Source organism: Komagataeibacter diospyri (assembly GCF_006538165.1).
In the GTDB taxonomy this organism is placed as follows: domain Bacteria; phylum Pseudomonadota; class Alphaproteobacteria; order Acetobacterales; family Acetobacteraceae; genus Komagataeibacter; species Komagataeibacter diospyri.
In genome coordinates, this window is record NZ_BDLU01000060.1 from 1 (window position 1) to 15,048 (window position 15,048).

Here is a 15,048-nt window from a genome sequence, read left to right on the forward strand (position 1 = left end):
AGCGGAACGGCTCTGGAGACAGAACTGGCCAACCCGTAGCCGGGCTACGGCCGCCATCTTCCAGTATATCAATGGGTTCTACAATCCACGCCGACGCCATTCATACCTGGGCGGCATCAGCCCCCTCGCTTTCGAAGCAAGGGGGGCATAATCACTTCCTGACCGGCACAAAACCGTTACAAGTCCAGTCCGCCATGAGGCGGTTATCGTCCGTCCGCCTGTTTCATCAAATAGAAGATTCTTTCCGTTCCAAAGGACGAAAAGCTGCACGGAAGAGAGGTTATCGAAAGATAGCCTGTGTGGTAGGGTTCTGCTTCAGGAAACAGGGATTTTTCTTAAGTATGAAATTGCGGCAACTTGGTAAGAGCGGTCCTCAGGTATCCGAAATCGGTCTTGGGTGCATGAGCATGTCCGGCATGTATGGTCCGGCTGATCGGAAAGAAAGCATCGCTACCATCCATGCCGCGCTGGACGCCGGGATCACGCTTCTCGACACCGGCGACTTCTACGGCATGGGCCATAACGAGATGCTGATCGGTGAGGCGATCAGGGATATTCCGCGCGACAGATTCCTCGTCAGCGTCAAGTTTGGTGCCATGCGCGACCCGGGTGGCAACTGGGGTTCCTACGACGCACGGCCTGCTGCCATGAAGAACTTCCTGGCCTATACCCTGCAACGGCTCGGGCTTGATCATGTCGACATCTACCGGCCTGCACGGCTGGACCCGGCAGTGCCTGTTGAAGAGACGATTGGTGCCATCTCCGAGATGGTTCAGGCCGGTTATGTCCGGCATATCGGTCTTTCGGAAGTTGGCCCGGAAACCATCCGTCGCGCGGCTTCCGTCCATCCGATCAGCGACCTTCAGATTGAATATTCGCTGATTTCACGTGGCATTGAGGACAAAATTCTTCCGGCCTGTCGTGAACTCGGCATCGGCATAACAGCCTATGGCGTGCTCGCGCGTGGTCTGATCAGCGGGCACTGGCAGGGAGCGAAGGGTCCAGGGGACTTTCGGGTTCGTAGTCCCCGCTTTCAGGAAGGCAATGTCGAGCGCAATCTGGCCCTTGTGGAGACATTGCGCGAAATTGCAGCCACCAGGGGCGCGAGCGTGGCCCAGTTGGCAATTGCCTGGGTGGCCGCACAGGGTGACGACATCGTTCCACTTGTAGGAGCCCGCCGGCGCGATCGGCTCTCCGAGGCGCTGGGTGCGCTTGATCTTGCGCTGACGCCCGACGATCTGGCTGCTATCGAGCAGGCTGTTCCCAAAGGGGCTGCGGCCGGAGAACGCTACGATGCGAAACAGATGGCGGTACTCGACAGCGAGAAATCGGGGTTCGGGAAGGGTTAGGAGTAAGATAGAGCCGGTGCAGGTATCTGGGCCGCCCGGCTCTCATCTTTACTGCCTTCACTGGCGGCGCTCTTCAGCTTTTTCAGATTGGCAGATACAGACACTTACGTCCGCTTTTCGGAATTTAGCATGATGCTTCCTGTGTCCAGCATGACGGTGTAAGCCGATCACCGTCGCGTTTCAGAAACCTGTGAGAAGCAGATCGAGCGCCTGAGTAATTTCGTCCTGAAAAAGCGACAATGAAGCAATGACCTTCTTCAGATCATGGTCAGGAACTGCGGCCATAAACTGCGTCATCATGACGAAGGGACAGTCGTCAACCATAAACACCGGGTTCAGCCTCTTTGCAGGCTTTGGTGCGGTTCCCTGCGGCAGCAGCGGAACAACGATACGGGTACCCAAGGCGTCCAGAAGATCTGCCTGCACATCCAGAACGAAACGTGTTTCTCCCCGTCCAGCCAGACGATACACGTCAAAACGGGCCATTTAGAAGTTCCGATAGTCCGCCAGGGGAAGCCCGTTCTCTTCAACATACTGCCGTGAGGCTTCGAGGGAAGCGCGATTGTCTGCCAGCCATTGCTGAGCACGGATCGACGCGATAGCTGACTTAAGCCCCTGCTCGCAGGCCTGCGATATGTTGAGATCTAACGACTTGGCTTCTTCGAGCAGTTGAGCAGGTAGCGTCACATTTGTGGGGCGACGTGATGGAGTGCCGGAATGTACGCGAACCATAAGTTTGCTCCTATATACTGGCAGCTAAAATATAGCACATGTTTATGCGCATTTGCATATCCATATTTTTGCGCGAAGGTATGACCGTTTTCTGGAGGCCTCAGCGGCTTTTCTTATGACCGACATGAGGGCGCAAGCGGACTGTTTCTATCGATGATAGAAGGTCAGGCGAGAACGGGGCCAGGCACGATCCAGCCTGCAGGGTATCACGTCCTTCACTTCCCTCTGGTCCGACAGAAGCATTCAGTTTCATGATCATTGATGAGGCCGCAGGCCTGCATCCATGCATGCACGATCACCGGTCCCACAAAGCTGAACCCGCGCTTTTTCAACGCAGCAGAAAGTTCATTCCCTGCCATCGAGCGCGTTGCTGTGCCTGACCCGTCCCCCATGACCGGTTTTCCCTGCACACTGTCCCACACAAGACCGGAAAAATCCTTACCTGCTTCCTGTATGGCCAGATAGGCACGGGCATTGCGGATCACCGCCCTGATCTTGGTCTGAGACCGGATGATGCCTTGATTGGCCAGCAACTGACCGATTTCCCTCTCGCCATAGCCCGCCACGATTTCCGGCCTGAACCCGGCAAAGGCCTCACGAAAAGCCTCCCGCCTGCTCAGAATGAGCCGCCATGACAGGCCAGCCTGAAAACCGTCGAGCATCAGCTTTTCCCACATAGCCCGGGAATCATGCTCCGGCACCCCCCATTCGGTATCATGGTAGGCCTGCAACAGGGCATCCGTGCGTGCCCAGTGACAGCGTGTACGGTCGTCGCTGGTCATCGCGCCTTGCGGAATGTCAGATTGTAGCGATAGGTGCCATTGCCAGGTGGTAGCGGTTCAACCCCATGAAAATTCAGGCGCGCCTTTCCTCCCCATACCATCACGTCCCCTTCATGCAGCATTATACGTTGTCCCGGGTCGTTCCGCATCAAGCCGCCCCGGAGGAAAATGGCCGGAAGCCCGAGCGATACGGATACGATTGGCGCGTTCATATCCCCCTCATCCAGATCCTGATGCAGCGATAACCGGGCGCCCGGGGCATACCGGTTGACAAGACAGGTATCGGGAAGAAAATCCACAAAGCCTGCGCGCGTAGCGGCCTGACGCGCCAGTTCACAGAATACAGACGGCATCTGCGGCCATGCCTGCCCGGTGTCGGGATCAAAGGATGTGTAACGATATCCCATGCGGCTGCTTGTCCAGCCAAACCTGCCACAACTGGTCATGGCGACCGACATGCGCCGCCCACCCGGCATGAGCATGTGCCGGAAAGGCAAACAGGTCGCGATGGTCCGGATATGGGCAAGCAACGTCGCCACCTCTGCCGCAGCAAAACCGGGAAGGAACAGGGCACCGCTGGAGAGCACCATATCATCACGCGCTGCGCCAAACAGGTCAGGCTGCATCATGGAAGATGATCCCCAGCGTATGACGGAGCCCGGTCCGGACAGGGCTGACACCGTGGCGCAATGTGACGCGATAACTGCCACGTGTGCCTGTTTTTGGCCTTTGATTGACAGCAAACAGCACGCCGTCGCCCTGCCTGAGGGGCACGACATCCACACGCGACTGCATGCGGGGCCGCTGCTCCGTGAGGACGAATTCTCCCCCGGTGAAGTCGCTGTTCGGGCACGACAGCAAAACGGCAAGCTGGATCGGAAAAACATGCTCCCCGTAAAGATCCTGATGCAGGCAGTTATAATCACCTGGTCCATATCGTAATAATAGCGGTGTGGGTCGCACCTGCCCCGCCGCATGGCAACGGGCGAGGAAAGTCTGGTGATCCGCAGGAAAACGGGGGGGGCAGTCCCATGCGTTCCATCCAGAAGTTCGCGGTCGGAACGAGAAATGGATAGATCTTCTCGCGCAATGTCGCGACCAGAGGCGGCAGGGGATAGGAGAAGTAGCGGTATTCTCCGCGCCCAAATCCGTGCCGCGCCATGATGATACGGCTGCGAAATCCTACCTCATTGGCATAGAGGGCCGAAAGGGACTGGCACGCTGCCTTATCCAACAGTCCGGGAAGCAGCGCGCAGCCATCCCCGTCCAGCCTGCCGGAAATGTCCTGCCAGTCCATCGCTGCAAGACTGTCCGGCCTCATGCGTCCTTTTCCCGTTCCAGCAGTGCTTTCTTGCGCGCAACGCCCCAACGATAACCCGATAATGTGCCGTCCCTGCGCACGACGCGATGGCAGGGAATGGCGACAGCCAGGGCATTGGCGCCACAGGCATTGGCAACTGCCCGCACGGACTCCGGATGTCCGATGGCCCTGGCGATATCGGTGTAGGTTGCGGTCTGGCCCGCCGGAATGGCCCGGAGCGCGTTCCATACCCGCTGCTGGAAGGCCGTTCCCCGGATATCAAGCGGTAGCCCCAGCCCGACGGCGGGCGTTTCGACGAGACCTACGACCTGTGCAACATGATCCTCGTAATCAGGGTCCGCGCCGACCAGTTCCGCATTGGGAAAGCGGTCCTGAAGATCACGGGCCAGCCGGTCCGGATCGTCCCCCATGAGGATCGCCACGATCCCCCGCTCCCCTGAAGCGACAAGGATCGCGCCGAGCGAACACTGTCCGATGGCAAAGCGCAGCCGTTCTGCCGGAGCACCACCGCGCAGGGCACCGGGCTTCATGCCAAGCAGGCTGTCAGCCTTTTCATAAAAACGGCTGCTGGAATTATAGCCAGCCGCATAGATGGCTTCCGTCACGGTCGCAGCGGAGCGCAGAACACCACGCAGGCGTTCCGCGCGACAGGCTTCGCCATACTGACGGGGCGACAGCCCGGTAATACGCCTGAAAACACGCTGGAAATAGGTGGGACTGAGACCCGCTTCCTGTGCCAGCACATCGAGCGTTGGAGGCGTCTCGCTGGCTTCGATCATTCGGCAGGCCCGCGTCACCAGTGCGTTACGACTATTTTCAGCAAGCGCGCCATCCGGGTTGCAGCGTCGGCATGGACGTGCCCCTGTCGCACGCGCTTCATCGACGGTACCATGGATACATGCATTTTCCGCGCGCGGTCTGCGCGAGGGGCAGGACGGTCGGCAGTAGATCCCCGTGGTGATGACGGAATACCAGAACAGGCCATCGGCTGTTCTGTCGCGCCTCAGGATCCGGTTCCATCGCGGATCCCGTTCGACAGATGAAGATGCATCCGCCCGAATAGCCGCCAGCATGTCTGTGCTCATCGTTGTCACGGCTCAGCCCTCCTGCGTCCGGTCAATACGGGCAGCGTAACACCCGCGTCTGGCATAATGAGCATGAAGATAGGCAGCTTCCGGTATGTCAAAAAACTGTCCGATCAGGGATTTCAGCTGAGTACCGTCCACGATCTCGGTTGCAATCATGTCATGCCGGGCATCAAAGGCTCGCAACGCCATGAGACGGACCCCGAGTGAGTCTGGAATGGTGTCGATCTCATCATATTGCACCTCAGCGCCTTCCCGAACGAAAATGGCGTGGCTCGACCGGTATGGCGTTTGCTCGGGCTGGTGCGTGTAATTCAGAAGCAGCACACTTTCTCCCGGCTCGGCATCGCGCAGTTCAACACGATCCGGAAAACCGGGAAGTCTGTCGGCGGTATAGCGACGTACATTCAGGGCACTCAGATCGGCGTCGCTCATGCCGTAAAGGTGACGGAAAGAAGTCGGGTTCAGGCCGGTTATACGGAATGACATGGTGATCTCCGGTCGATTGTCTTCTGCTTACGACCGTAACCGCATCACCAGAGCCCGGCGCTCCGAACCTTGCGATCAAATTCGAATTTTTGCGGGTCTGTCAGTCCCAGACCGACAGACTGATTTTTCACATGGCAGGCATTTATCAATCATGCCCGATTTATTGGAATTGTCCCGCAGTTTAGGAAATTTTTAGCGTCAGTTGCCACAAGGCAGTGTCCGCCTTTCGGTTTGCGTTACCATATTGTGGACGGCCCATACGAGGCGGAACCGGTCGGCCTATCGTAATGGAACAGTCCGATGGTTATTGCTGGTATTCGTTCCCACTGACTGTCGCCAAGACCATACCGATTCCTCCCTCCAGGGGGATGGAGCCACCAATGCGTGAAGACACGTCACATTTGAGAAGAAGGCTTATCCCGTCGCACCAGTGGCAGGAAGATGTCGTCGACAATCTCGCGGATAGCGTCATCAGACAAGGGCTGAAATGTCATCATCATCTCATGCCGGGCGAGATCCAGCGGAAGTGATGTAATCCGCGGCGTGAGACGGGCTGGATCGATTTCGCCACGTTCGATTGCCCGTCCGATGACGGCATGGAACTGGCTGCCGTCCACAATGCGCGCCCGTATGTCGGCAAAGCTCGACCGTTCGGCCACAAGATCCTTCTGCATGTCGAAGAACAGTTGCAGGTCCCGGGATCCGGCACGATCCGACATGCAGCGGAGAAGATGGCAGAGTTCTTCGCGCAGGCTGCCCATATCCGAGATGACGATATTCGCCCGCGCGAATTGCTGCGCGAGTGCCGCCGTCGCAAGTGCCGTGCGGCTGGGCCAGCGCCGGTGCAGCACCGGTCGACTGGTTTCCGCACGGCGCGCGACGTTCTCCATCGTCAGGCCGGCGTAACCGTGTTCCACCAGTTCCGCCCATGTCGCTTCCAGGATCGCCTGTTCCAGCGCTGCGCCGCGTCGGCGTGTCCGTCCTCGCACTCTCATGATACTTCGTTAAGATGCATTACGAATCTTATTGCCTCCTGTCGCGCGCTCATTAAGATGCACATTGAATCCTATTTATGGAGAAATAGCATGAGCAAAGCCAGGATGCCAGCACGGCGCCGGTCGGTCCTCATCTCCGGTGCCAGCATCGCGGGGCCGGCGCTCGCCTTCTGGCTCGACCGTTATGGGTTCGACGTGACGGTGGTCGAGCGGGCGCCGACCATCCGGACCGGTGGATACCCGATCGATGTTCGTGGCACGGCGATTGACGTGGTCGAACGGATGGGTCTGCTGCCGCAGATCCGCGCCGCCCATATCGCATCCCGAACAATGAGCTTCGTGGACCGGGCAGGCCAGGTCATTGGCAGCGTGCCGATCTATGAGGCAATCGGCAGCGAGGCCGAACGCGATGTCGAACTGCCGCGCGGCACGCTGACGACGCTGCTCCATGACGCGACATGTAACGGCGGCGTCGATTACTGTTTCAACGATTCAATCGACACTCTCCATGATGACGGTAAGGGCGTCGATATCAGGTTCGCCAGCGGCCGGCGGGCACGATACGATATCGTCATCGGTGCGGACGGTCTGCACTCACGCACCCGCCGTCTGGTCTTTGGTCCGGAGGCATCGTTCAACCATTCCCTTGGTTTCTGCTTCAATCTCTTTTCCATGCTAAACGATAAGGGCCTGTCGCACGGCGGGATCGTTCACGCCGAGGCGGGGCGCACGGCCGGCATCTGGGCGGTTCAGGATAATCCAAGGGTTTTCGGCTTCCTTGCTTTTACAACAGACGAAGCGCCAGATTCCGCCTGCCGTAATACGGAAGAACAGATCCAGCGCACGCGGGCCGCCTTCGCCGGCATGGGCTGGGAAGTTCCGCGTCTGCTTGGTGCGATGGCGACAGCCGATGATCTGTATTTCGATTCGGTCAGTCAGATCCGGATGCCTTGCTGGTCGAAAGGGCGCGTGGCGCTGGTGGGCGATGCGGCATTCGCGCCATCCTTCCGGTCAGGACAGGGTAGCAGCCTGGCATTGGTGGGCGCCTATGTGCTGGCAGGCGAACTGGCTACGCATGACAGTCCGGAAGAGGCGTTCGCAGCCTATGAGCGCATTGCACGGCCTTTTGTCGAGGCGAACCAGGCACTGGCAACCGATGACAACGGGGCCTTCTTCCTGCCAAGAACGCAGAAGGATATCGAGACACGCGACCGGATCCTTGCCGAAATTACGCGGAACGGCACGGCTGGCATGTTCGACAATACCAAGGCGAGGGTGCATAATTCGTTACGTCTGTCAGACTACGCGTCTGTGTAACGAAATTACAGGCATTGGCGATGAAGGCGGCGGAAATTGCCTGTCTGTCTATTGCATCCAACAGACAGGCACGCTGATGGATAGGTTTTTCTCTCAGGAGCCGGCGGGGGGGGGTGCGTCCGATCAGGCGGGGTGTTATCCTTTTTTTACGTAGAGAGGCTGCCGTACGGTGCGCCTTGAGATGTGCGCCGTTGATGTAAGGTGCTTCATCGGACAAGGGTATCAGTGTCTGCCCGCATTCATATGCTGGGTCGAATGGGTTGCGGCGCGCCGGTCAGTCCCTCTCCCCGCTTTCCAGCCGAGGCACATATACAGACCTGAAAGCGGCCCACGTCTTTGCTCCAGCTTCCGACTTTACGGCCAGAATGCAGTCTGGCAGAAAGAGAGCGCCGAAAAAGACGTATGTCGGTCTGGTAAGCCCGACGCCCTGAACATGGTTCTGATCACGCTCTCCTGCCAGAGCAGATCCCGCGGCCGGATCACATGGCTCAGACGCCATGATGTGACGGCTGTCGCGCGTCCTGTCTTCACGGGGACAGGATGGATCAACCGTTCACAGATCCGCCTGCAACGCATGATACAGGGCTTTTCGGATGAAGCTGAACCATATCAACCTCTGCACCAGCAATGTGCCAGCACTCTCTTCCCTACTCGAAAAGCATTTCGGGTTTGTCCTTGAAGAAACTCGCGGGCAGCACGCCTTTGCCCAGCTTACTGGTATGGATGGCATGACGCTGATCCTGATGGACATGAGCAAAACACCCCAGCCCTACCCGCGCAATTTCCATATCGGGTTCATTCTCGATGATCCGCAGGAGGTGCGCGCCCGACATGCCAGCCTGTGCGCCGACAGCTATCTGCCGGGACCGGTGGAGGTCATGACGCGTGGGCGTGATCGCTGGACCCTGTTCTATCACCCCGCAGGTGACGACCTGCTGATCGAGGTCAGTGCGCCGGAACCGGTGTGAATATCGCGCCCGTCGCCTGCCTCACGCCGCCCGGCATCTGATGCCGGACGGCAGGCTGTTCCGGTTACTTCGCGTTTTCCACGACAAGCTTTCCGTCCCGGACGCCGTACTGCTTCTGATTATCCGGTCCGATCAGCGACGTGGCATGGCTTGCAAACGTCATGGGCAGGAAGACGGGTGACTTTACGGGGCGGTAATTCCCTGCATCATTCACATCCCCTGCCCCGACATACTGCGCAATGTAGGGGTAGGGATAAACCGGTCGGCTCGCGATCACTGCCGCATCCGGCCGGGCGTAAGGCTGGCTGGACATGGGGGCCATGTGAATCTGTCCCCCTGCTGGCGGCTTGCCGTGCCCGCCCGGCGGGGGACCCATCGGTCCGTTACCCTGCGCCGTCCGTTCGGTGCGGATGGCAACGGGTGCAGCCCCCGTTTCCGTCCAGGCCATGAGGGGGGTGAGGAAATCCACCTGAGGAAAGCCCTCGCCATTGCCACAATGCCCCACACCGGGCAGCAGATAGAATTTCAGGAAACTGTCGGTCTGTTCCGCCCCCATTTCCCGCTGCACGCCCTGATAATAGGCAATGGTGTTCAGGGGCGAGATCGACTGGTCTGCCAGACCGTGCCACAGGATAAGGCGACCGCCACGCTTGTGAAACGGGTGGAGGTTCGTGTTCTCGGCATTATACAGTGGCGCCAGTTCGGTCATGTGGACGAAGGATGTGTCATCAAAGTGGAAGCGGGCCAGATCAGCCGCTTTTTCATCCACTTCAGGCGGAATGACGTAAGCAATGGCGGAGGCGGCGATGCCCTGGCTCATGGACTCACCTCGCGCTGTGGCTGGTAGCGCCCATTGCAGTTCCGATCCCGGCAGCGGGCCACCGATGATGTAGGGATGCCCTTCCCCGTCCGTAGCCCCTTTATACAGTCGCAGTGCTGCCTGCGTCTCCTCCGCCGTCAGGCAGTGTGACGTATCGCCCTGCCCTGCCGGGCACTGCACCCATGCGGGATCAAAATGGCAGGTGCGTGGTTCTTCCAAAATACCGTCTTTTACGCCCGATAGCGTATCGCAATGGCGGATGACGGCATCATGCAGCACACCAACGCGGCTTTGCAGCAGGATACTGGTGCCATCGGCACGCTGGTTCCCGCGCACGTTCCATGCGTGGTAGAAGGAATTCTGCACGGTAAACAGCGCAGCCGGAGCCCCTGCGGAAATACCGTCAAAATCCTCGGGGAAACGCTGCGCCTCCATCAGCGCTTCACGCCCGCCATCAGAGCAGCCGACAAAATAGGAATATTTCGGAGCCTGCCCGTAAAAGGCTGCCGTCAGGGCCCTGGCCGCCAAGGTGGTGACATGGTTGGCGCGATAGGCGAAATCGATACGTTTTTGCGGGTTCCTGCCAAATTCGCCTTGTGCCAGCCCCATCATGGAACCGGTATGCCCCATATCGTCACCCGCCATGACAAATTCGCCATTTAGCGCCGGGACGCACGCCCCTGCATTGCTGACGCCTACATGGGTCATCCCGCACAGACCACCGCAACCACCGAGCAGGAAGCGCTGGGTCCAGTGCTCCATGGGCAGATCGACTTCAAAGGAAATGGTTGGCGCGATCTGGCCCGTGACCTTGCAGAATTTACCCTTTGGGGTCTGGAGCAGGGTAGCCTTCTGGCCGTGAATCCCAGCGCCAACGGCATGTGTCAGATCGAAATTGCCCAGTGCCTCACATGACAGGACGGGTTTCACCACAGGCAGGATGGCAATATCCGCGGCCCGCGCCGGGTTAGGGTGCATGGAGAACAAACCGGTCCCCATCCCCACAATCCCCAGAAAGGCCGTCAGCTTTAGAAGTATTCTTTTCATCGCAGGTAAAATGTCCCGTTCAGTCGTCCGTTTGATTCGGTTCATGAACCAGAATTACGCGATGCCGCACCGAATAGAATGTATGGATTTGCAACAAAGGTAACTTTTCACCGTATCCGGCAGCCTGTTACCCTGCCGCGTCCCATTCCTCCTTGTAGCCAAATCCGTTCCTGTTATCGGTTGTCTTGAAATAAAGCGGCGTAAACGCCCGGTAGACAGGCCGAAGATGGGCCGAAATGGAAAACTGATCAGTTACATCCATGAACGTCCCCTGCAGTGGCATCTGGTGACGGCCGTGGCCGGTACGCATGATGTCATTAACGATCCCAGCCAGATCCAGGCACAGGATGACCAGACAATTGACGCCGGAACCCTGACCCTGAATTCCATTAAAAGCGAGGATGGCGCTCCCTGCACAGTCATTACCTTTGACCCTCTCGTTTTACCACCAGGCATCCAGCCGTCGGATGATCCGATCCTGCAAATCCGGTCATACCGGACTCTCTAATGACGCCCGGCATATCGCTCGGCCATATAGCGCCCCGGAGACATGCCCAGCACCTTGCGGAACATCGTCACGAAACTCGGGACACTTTCGTAACCAAGATCCCCTGCGACCTGCTGGATCGTTGCGCCATCCGCCAGCCATCTGACGGCAAGCATGACGCTCAACTGCTGGCGCCAGCGACCAAAACTCATGCCGGTCTCCCGGCTGATCAGGCGTGACAGGGTGCGCTCGCTTACTCCAGCCTGTCTGGCCCAGATATCGAGCGTTTTCCGCTCACCAGGGGAGTCTGTCATCATGCCGGCAATCCCTCGAAGACGCCTGTCAGCAGGCATGGGAAGATGGAGATCCTCAACCCTGGCCCGCGCGATTTCATCAAGCAGCACGTCCAGCAGGCGTGCGTTTGCGCCGTTTTCTTCGTAGTAGAGCGGCAGTTCAGATGCCCGCACCAACAGTTCACGAAGCAGCGGTGTTACGGCGACCGCACAGCAGGTTTCAGGCAGGGCAGGACCAAGAACAGGATCAATGAACGCATTATAACCCTCAAGCGCGCCGCTTGTCCTGATCGCATGACATGTCCCGCCCGGTATCCAGATGGCACTACGCGGAGGAACCACCCATAACCCGCCCTCCCCCTCGCAGGTAAGCGCGCCGCGTTGCACCAGCATGATCTGGCTTTTGGCATGACTGTGAAAGTCCAGTTCCATGCTCTCAGCCTGCCCGGCCGCATAACCGTAGGTTACGATTGCCCGGGGAACGTCATCCGGTTCGATCCAGTCTTCCGTCTTCGACAATGCGTTCAGCATGGGCATGGACGTATCTTTGACGGCAGGGATCAGTCTGGCAAGATTGAATAACAATCTGACCTGATGTCTGAATGACGCCATATCCCTGCAGGGCTATTCCTGAGCACGCAATCGAGCGAGACCTTCAGGGTCCGGGCATCTGCGAAAGGATACCCCATGAACACATTGGCCACCAATCCAGTCGTCACCATTCTGGAAACGCTGCACAGGGAGGCAGCAATCTCGGACCGTGAACTCATGGAAACCATGATGGCGCGCCTTAACGCACCGGAAACATCGGCAGATCAGGTGATGGCAGACCTGTTTGCCAAGGAAAAAGCAGACTATCGGAGCGTCTATCACGACTATGCCGGGAATTTTCTCGCCGTCTCGCCGCGCTACGGTCAGTTTCTCTACATGATGGCGCGGCCCTGCAAAGCCCGTCGGATCGTGGAATTCGGCACGTCGATGGGAATCTCGACCATTTATCTGGCCGCAGCCTTACGTGACAATAGCGGTGGGCAGTTAATCAGCAGCGAAATGGAACACACCAAGGTGACACGGGCACGGGCCAGTCTTGATGCGGCGGGGCTGGCGGATCTGGTGGATATCCGTGAAGGGGATGCGCTTGAAACGCTTCGCAGCATTGAGGAACCGGTTGATTTTCTCCTGCTGGATGGCGCGTTCTCGCTCTATCTGCCGGTTCTGAAACTGATTGAGCCCTGGTTGGCACCCGGTGCGGTGATCTTCGGCGAAAATGCGTTTGATCCGGACTACCTCGCTTATCTGGATAACCCGATAAATGGATATCTGTCCCAGATGCTGCCGCTGGATGAAGGCCGGGGCAACGGGTTCGCTGTCAGGGTTGGGTGATGTTGCCCTGAGCACGTCTGTCGATCATCGCACCCGCCATTTCCTGCTCCCGGACGGAGAAGTCGCAGATGCAGGCAACGGCTGTCAGCCTGCTTTATTCGTAACCCTTGCACGTTCCGATGCGCGCCATACCTCCCGGTGCCGAAGCAGTCGGTAGCGTGGCTCGCCTGTCTGCTCCTCCAGCATTTCTACCGCGTCTACCCAGTCCGTACGGAAATGGCGAAAATCCTGCAGCAACGCGCACCAGACGATCAACATGCGTGTGGTACACGAAGCTATGACGCCCTTGGAAAGGGTATGACCGTTAAAACGGGAATACGACGAACGAAGACGCGGCGAGATCTGTGACTGAAGCGAATGACCATACCCCGGTGGACAGATGGCTGCTCCCATCATCCACCAGCAACAGTCGTTAAGTCCCAGCATCTGCGAGTGTGCAAGGGAGGGAGCTGCCATATCGGTCTTCAGCAGTCCCCTCTTACCCTTTCGCCTGTTTTCGCGACATGTCGTGTTGCCCTTTTCCCGACGATCTACGTGATAGAAAACGCGCCAGGGCCGGTCCGGTGACCAGAACACAGAAGAACCGGGCGACCTGCATGGCGATGACGAAGGGCATGTCCACTTTCGTGGTCGAGGCGATGATGGAGACAGAATCCGCTCCACCAGGACTGGTTGCAAGATAAGCCGTCAGCATATCCACATGCGCCAGCCGGGCGAGCACCAATGCAAAACCGCCACACACCGTAATCAGCGCGAGGATGGACCCCAGCACGCGTGGAAAGACACGTCCGGCATAAGCCAGCACATCTGGCGTAAACCGCATGCCAATGCCCCACCCGACCAGGGCATAGGCCGCGACCAGCAGAAGATGCGGCTGTTCGATCGGCAGATGGGCACCAAGCCTTGCGGCCATCCCGATCCCCATGGGCACAAGCAGTCCCCCGGCCGGCACACGCAGACGGGTGCCCAGGGCGCTCCCTGCCAGCGCGATCACAAGCGCAAGTAAAGCACCCTGCCATGAGAGGGTCTGCGCCACGACCAGCGGAGCGGACGGCGTTCCGGCTACGCGCGCAACAACAGCCGCAATGACGGCGCAGCACGCCACGCGCAGATATTGCATGAAGGCGACGAGCCGCATATCCGCCCCGTATGATTCCGCCATCAGCGTCATGACCGTGGCCGCACCGGGTGACGAACCCCAGATCGCGGTATTGCCGGGTAGCAGGCGCGAACGTGTCAGCAGCCAGCCGAGAAGGGCTGCCGCAGACAGGGTAGAAAACGTACCGGCAACAAAGACCGGCCAGCTGGCTGCCATTTCGTGAAAGATCGAGGTTGAAAGATAGCTGGCGATCATGACCCCGACCACGCCCTGTGCGCCGAGAAAGGCCCAACGGGGAATACGGACCGCACTACCCCGCGTGGCCAGTACGACCGCTGCCCCCAGTGGTCCCAGCAGCGGCGCGGCGGGCAGGCGTAAGGCGGCCAGAAGCGTACCGAAAACCAGTGAAAGCAGTGCCAGTGCGCCCCATCGCCCGGCCAGCAGCCACGCGGCTGGTCCCGCCTTCACCGCTTAACCGCCGAACGCGATTGTATCGGAAGGCAGCACGCGTGCGATCCGCGGAAGGATGGAGCGGATGGAAACATCGTGAAGGTCTGCTGACAGGCTGGTGCAGAGATCCTCGGCAATGACGATGTGATAGCCAAGTTCCCAGCCATGCCGTGCGGTGGATTCAACACCGAAATTCGTGGCGATGCCACCCAGCACGACCGTCCGGATGCCCCGCCTGCGAAGCTGCAGGTCGAGTTCCGTGCCTGTAAAGGCGCCCCACTGATGTTTGGTGATGACAATATCACCGGGTGCCACCAGCCCGTCGGCCAGATGCGCCCAATCCTCTGGCAGGCCGCCTTCCGGCGGGCTTAAGGGCTGGTCGGCGGAACCCGGCGGTGCGTCGGCAAAGTCGGGTGCAAACGCGACCCGCA

Annotated in this window: 19 protein-coding genes; 5 read left to right on the plus strand and 14 right to left on the minus strand. The window is 58.9% G+C overall.

The window, feature by feature from the left end; genetic code table 11:
* A partial coding sequence (locus tag MSKU9_RS13685; protein ID WP_141261947.1) for an IS3 family transposase occupies positions 1-151 on the plus strand: 151 nt, incomplete at its 5' end.
* A gap of 190 nt (positions 152-341) precedes the next feature.
* Positions 342-1,349, plus strand: a complete 1,008-nt coding sequence (locus tag MSKU9_RS13690; protein ID WP_141261948.1) for an aldo/keto reductase — start codon at positions 342-344, stop codon at positions 1,347-1,349.
* A gap of 180 nt (positions 1,350-1,529) precedes the next feature.
* Here the strand turns inward: MSKU9_RS13690 and MSKU9_RS13695 are convergent, their stop codons facing one another.
* From MSKU9_RS13695 to MSKU9_RS13730, 9 genes are all read right to left on the minus strand, one after another.
* Complete coding sequence (locus tag MSKU9_RS13695; RefSeq protein ID WP_141261949.1) at positions 1,530-1,835, minus strand: CcdB family protein; 306 nt, start codon at positions 1,833-1,835, stop codon at positions 1,530-1,532.
* Positions 1,836-2,036, minus strand: a complete 201-nt coding sequence (locus MSKU9_RS13700; protein ID WP_010512663.1) for a type II toxin-antitoxin system CcdA family antitoxin — start codon at positions 2,034-2,036, stop codon at positions 1,836-1,838.
* Positions 2,037-2,296: 260 nt separating this feature from the next.
* On the minus strand, positions 2,297-2,863 hold the full coding sequence (locus MSKU9_RS13705; protein ID WP_141261951.1) for a DNA-3-methyladenine glycosylase I: 567 nt from the start codon (positions 2,861-2,863) through the stop codon (positions 2,297-2,299).
* Positions 2,860-3,489, minus strand: coding sequence for a DNA oxidative demethylase AlkB (gene alkB, locus MSKU9_RS13710; RefSeq protein ID WP_141261966.1), 630 nt, complete (start codon positions 3,487-3,489; stop codon positions 2,860-2,862). The genes MSKU9_RS13705 and alkB overlap by 4 nt, the downstream gene beginning before the upstream one ends.
* On the minus strand, positions 3,479-3,826 hold the full coding sequence (locus MSKU9_RS13715) for a 2OG-Fe(II) oxygenase (RefSeq protein ID WP_370685933.1): 348 nt from the start codon (positions 3,824-3,826) through the stop codon (positions 3,479-3,481). The genes alkB and MSKU9_RS13715 overlap by 11 nt, the downstream gene beginning before the upstream one ends.
* Positions 3,786-4,184 (minus strand): 2OG-Fe(II) oxygenase, encoded by a 399-nt coding sequence (locus tag MSKU9_RS18945; RefSeq protein ID WP_370685934.1) that lies wholly within the window; start codon positions 4,182-4,184, stop codon positions 3,786-3,788. The genes MSKU9_RS13715 and MSKU9_RS18945 overlap by 41 nt, the downstream gene beginning before the upstream one ends.
* Positions 4,181-5,269: a bifunctional DNA-binding transcriptional regulator/O6-methylguanine-DNA methyltransferase Ada gene (ada, locus tag MSKU9_RS13720; protein ID WP_227002505.1), complete on the minus strand. Its 1,089-nt coding sequence runs from the start codon at positions 5,267-5,269 to the stop codon at positions 4,181-4,183. The genes MSKU9_RS18945 and ada overlap by 4 nt, the downstream gene beginning before the upstream one ends.
* 12 nt (positions 5,270-5,281) lie before the next feature.
* Positions 5,282-5,758 carry a DUF1203 domain-containing protein gene (locus MSKU9_RS13725; RefSeq protein ID WP_141261953.1) on the minus strand — a complete coding sequence of 159 codons (477 nt, stop codon included), beginning with the start codon at positions 5,756-5,758 and terminating at the stop codon, positions 5,282-5,284.
* A gap of 395 nt (positions 5,759-6,153) precedes the next feature.
* On the minus strand, positions 6,154-6,753 hold the full coding sequence (locus tag MSKU9_RS13730; protein ID WP_141261955.1) for a TetR/AcrR family transcriptional regulator: 600 nt from the start codon (positions 6,751-6,753) through the stop codon (positions 6,154-6,156).
* A 90-nt stretch (positions 6,754-6,843) separates the two neighbouring features.
* Here MSKU9_RS13730 and MSKU9_RS13735 point away from each other — a divergent pair, with 90 nt between their 5' ends.
* A complete protein-coding gene (locus MSKU9_RS13735; RefSeq protein WP_141261956.1) occupies positions 6,844-8,070 on the plus strand; it encodes an FAD-dependent monooxygenase in 1,227 nt (408 codons plus the stop codon).
* Positions 8,071-8,663: 593 nt separating this feature from the next.
* Entirely contained in the window at positions 8,664-9,038 is a 375-nt protein-coding gene (locus MSKU9_RS13745) for a VOC family protein (RefSeq protein ID WP_141261957.1), read from the plus strand.
* Positions 9,039-9,102: 64 nt separating this feature from the next.
* Here MSKU9_RS13745 and MSKU9_RS13750 read toward each other — a convergent pair whose 3' ends face one another.
* The 3 genes from MSKU9_RS13750 to MSKU9_RS13760 all read right to left on the minus strand — a co-directional run bounded on the left by MSKU9_RS13750 (position 9,103) and on the right by MSKU9_RS13760 (position 12,222).
* Complete coding sequence (locus MSKU9_RS13750; protein WP_227002504.1) at positions 9,103-10,836, minus strand: tannase/feruloyl esterase family alpha/beta hydrolase; 1,734 nt, start codon at positions 10,834-10,836, stop codon at positions 9,103-9,105.
* Positions 10,837-11,032: 196 nt separating this feature from the next.
* Positions 11,033-11,167 carry a hypothetical protein gene (locus MSKU9_RS18805; protein WP_264371853.1) on the minus strand — a complete coding sequence of 45 codons (135 nt, stop codon included), beginning with the start codon at positions 11,165-11,167 and terminating at the stop codon, positions 11,033-11,035.
* Positions 11,168-11,409: 242 nt separating this feature from the next.
* On the minus strand, positions 11,410-12,222 hold the full coding sequence (locus MSKU9_RS13760; RefSeq protein ID WP_141261961.1) for an AraC family transcriptional regulator: 813 nt from the start codon (positions 12,220-12,222) through the stop codon (positions 11,410-11,412).
* A gap of 150 nt (positions 12,223-12,372) precedes the next feature.
* Here MSKU9_RS13760 and MSKU9_RS13765 point away from each other — a divergent pair, with 150 nt between their 5' ends.
* Positions 12,373-13,068 carry an O-methyltransferase gene (locus tag MSKU9_RS13765; protein WP_141261963.1) on the plus strand — a complete coding sequence of 232 codons (696 nt, stop codon included), beginning with the start codon at positions 12,373-12,375 and terminating at the stop codon, positions 13,066-13,068.
* Between the two features lie 478 nt (positions 13,069-13,546).
* On the opposite strand, the gene MSKU9_RS13770 is transcribed toward MSKU9_RS13765, so the two are convergent.
* Together MSKU9_RS13770 and MSKU9_RS13775 are read right to left on the minus strand one after the other, a co-directional pair.
* Positions 13,547-14,635 carry an AbrB family transcriptional regulator gene (locus MSKU9_RS13770; RefSeq protein WP_141261964.1) on the minus strand — a complete coding sequence of 363 codons (1,089 nt, stop codon included), beginning with the start codon at positions 14,633-14,635 and terminating at the stop codon, positions 13,547-13,549.
* A gap of 3 nt (positions 14,636-14,638) precedes the next feature.
* Positions 14,639-15,048, minus strand: a 410-nt coding sequence (locus tag MSKU9_RS13775; RefSeq protein ID WP_141261965.1) for an isochorismatase family protein, incomplete at its 5' end; no start/stop codon positions are given.

Excerpts from the sequence above, each read along its gene's own strand:
- MSKU9_RS18945 (WP_370685934.1), bottom strand. The coding sequence starts at position 4,184 with ATGAGGCCGGACAGTCTTGCAGCGATGGACTGGCAGGACATTTCCGGC.
- MSKU9_RS13725 (WP_141261953.1), bottom strand. The coding sequence starts at position 5,758 with ATGTCATTCCGTATAACCGGCCTGAACCCGACTTCTTTCCGTCACCTT.
- MSKU9_RS13690 (WP_141261948.1), top strand. The coding sequence starts at position 342 with ATGAAATTGCGGCAACTTGGTAAGAGCGGTCCTCAGGTATCCGAAATC.
- MSKU9_RS13705 (WP_141261951.1), bottom strand. The coding sequence starts at position 2,863 with ATGACCAGCGACGACCGTACACGCTGTCACTGGGCACGCACGGATGCC.
- MSKU9_RS13695 (WP_141261949.1), bottom strand. The coding sequence starts at position 1,835 with ATGGCCCGTTTTGACGTGTATCGTCTGGCTGGACGGGGAGAAACACGT.
- alkB (WP_141261966.1), bottom strand. The coding sequence starts at position 3,489 with ATGCAGCCTGACCTGTTTGGCGCAGCGCGTGATGATATGGTGCTCTCC.
- MSKU9_RS13750 (WP_227002504.1), bottom strand. The coding sequence starts at position 10,836 with ATGCACCCTAACCCGGCGCGGGCCGCGGATATTGCCATCCTGCCTGTG.
- MSKU9_RS13735 (WP_141261956.1), top strand. The coding sequence starts at position 6,844 with ATGAGCAAAGCCAGGATGCCAGCACGGCGCCGGTCGGTCCTCATCTCC.
- MSKU9_RS13765 (WP_141261963.1), top strand. The coding sequence starts at position 12,373 with ATGAACACATTGGCCACCAATCCAGTCGTCACCATTCTGGAAACGCTG.
- MSKU9_RS13730 (WP_141261955.1), bottom strand. The coding sequence starts at position 6,753 with ATGAGAGTGCGAGGACGGACACGCCGACGCGGCGCAGCGCTGGAACAG.
- ada (WP_227002505.1), bottom strand. The coding sequence starts at position 5,269 with ATGAGCACAGACATGCTGGCGGCTATTCGGGCGGATGCATCTTCATCT.
- MSKU9_RS13745 (WP_141261957.1), top strand. The coding sequence starts at position 8,664 with ATGAAGCTGAACCATATCAACCTCTGCACCAGCAATGTGCCAGCACTC.
- MSKU9_RS18805 (WP_264371853.1), bottom strand. The coding sequence starts at position 11,167 with ATGGATGTAACTGATCAGTTTTCCATTTCGGCCCATCTTCGGCCTGTC.
- MSKU9_RS13760 (WP_141261961.1), bottom strand. The coding sequence starts at position 12,222 with ATGCCCATGCTGAACGCATTGTCGAAGACGGAAGACTGGATCGAACCG.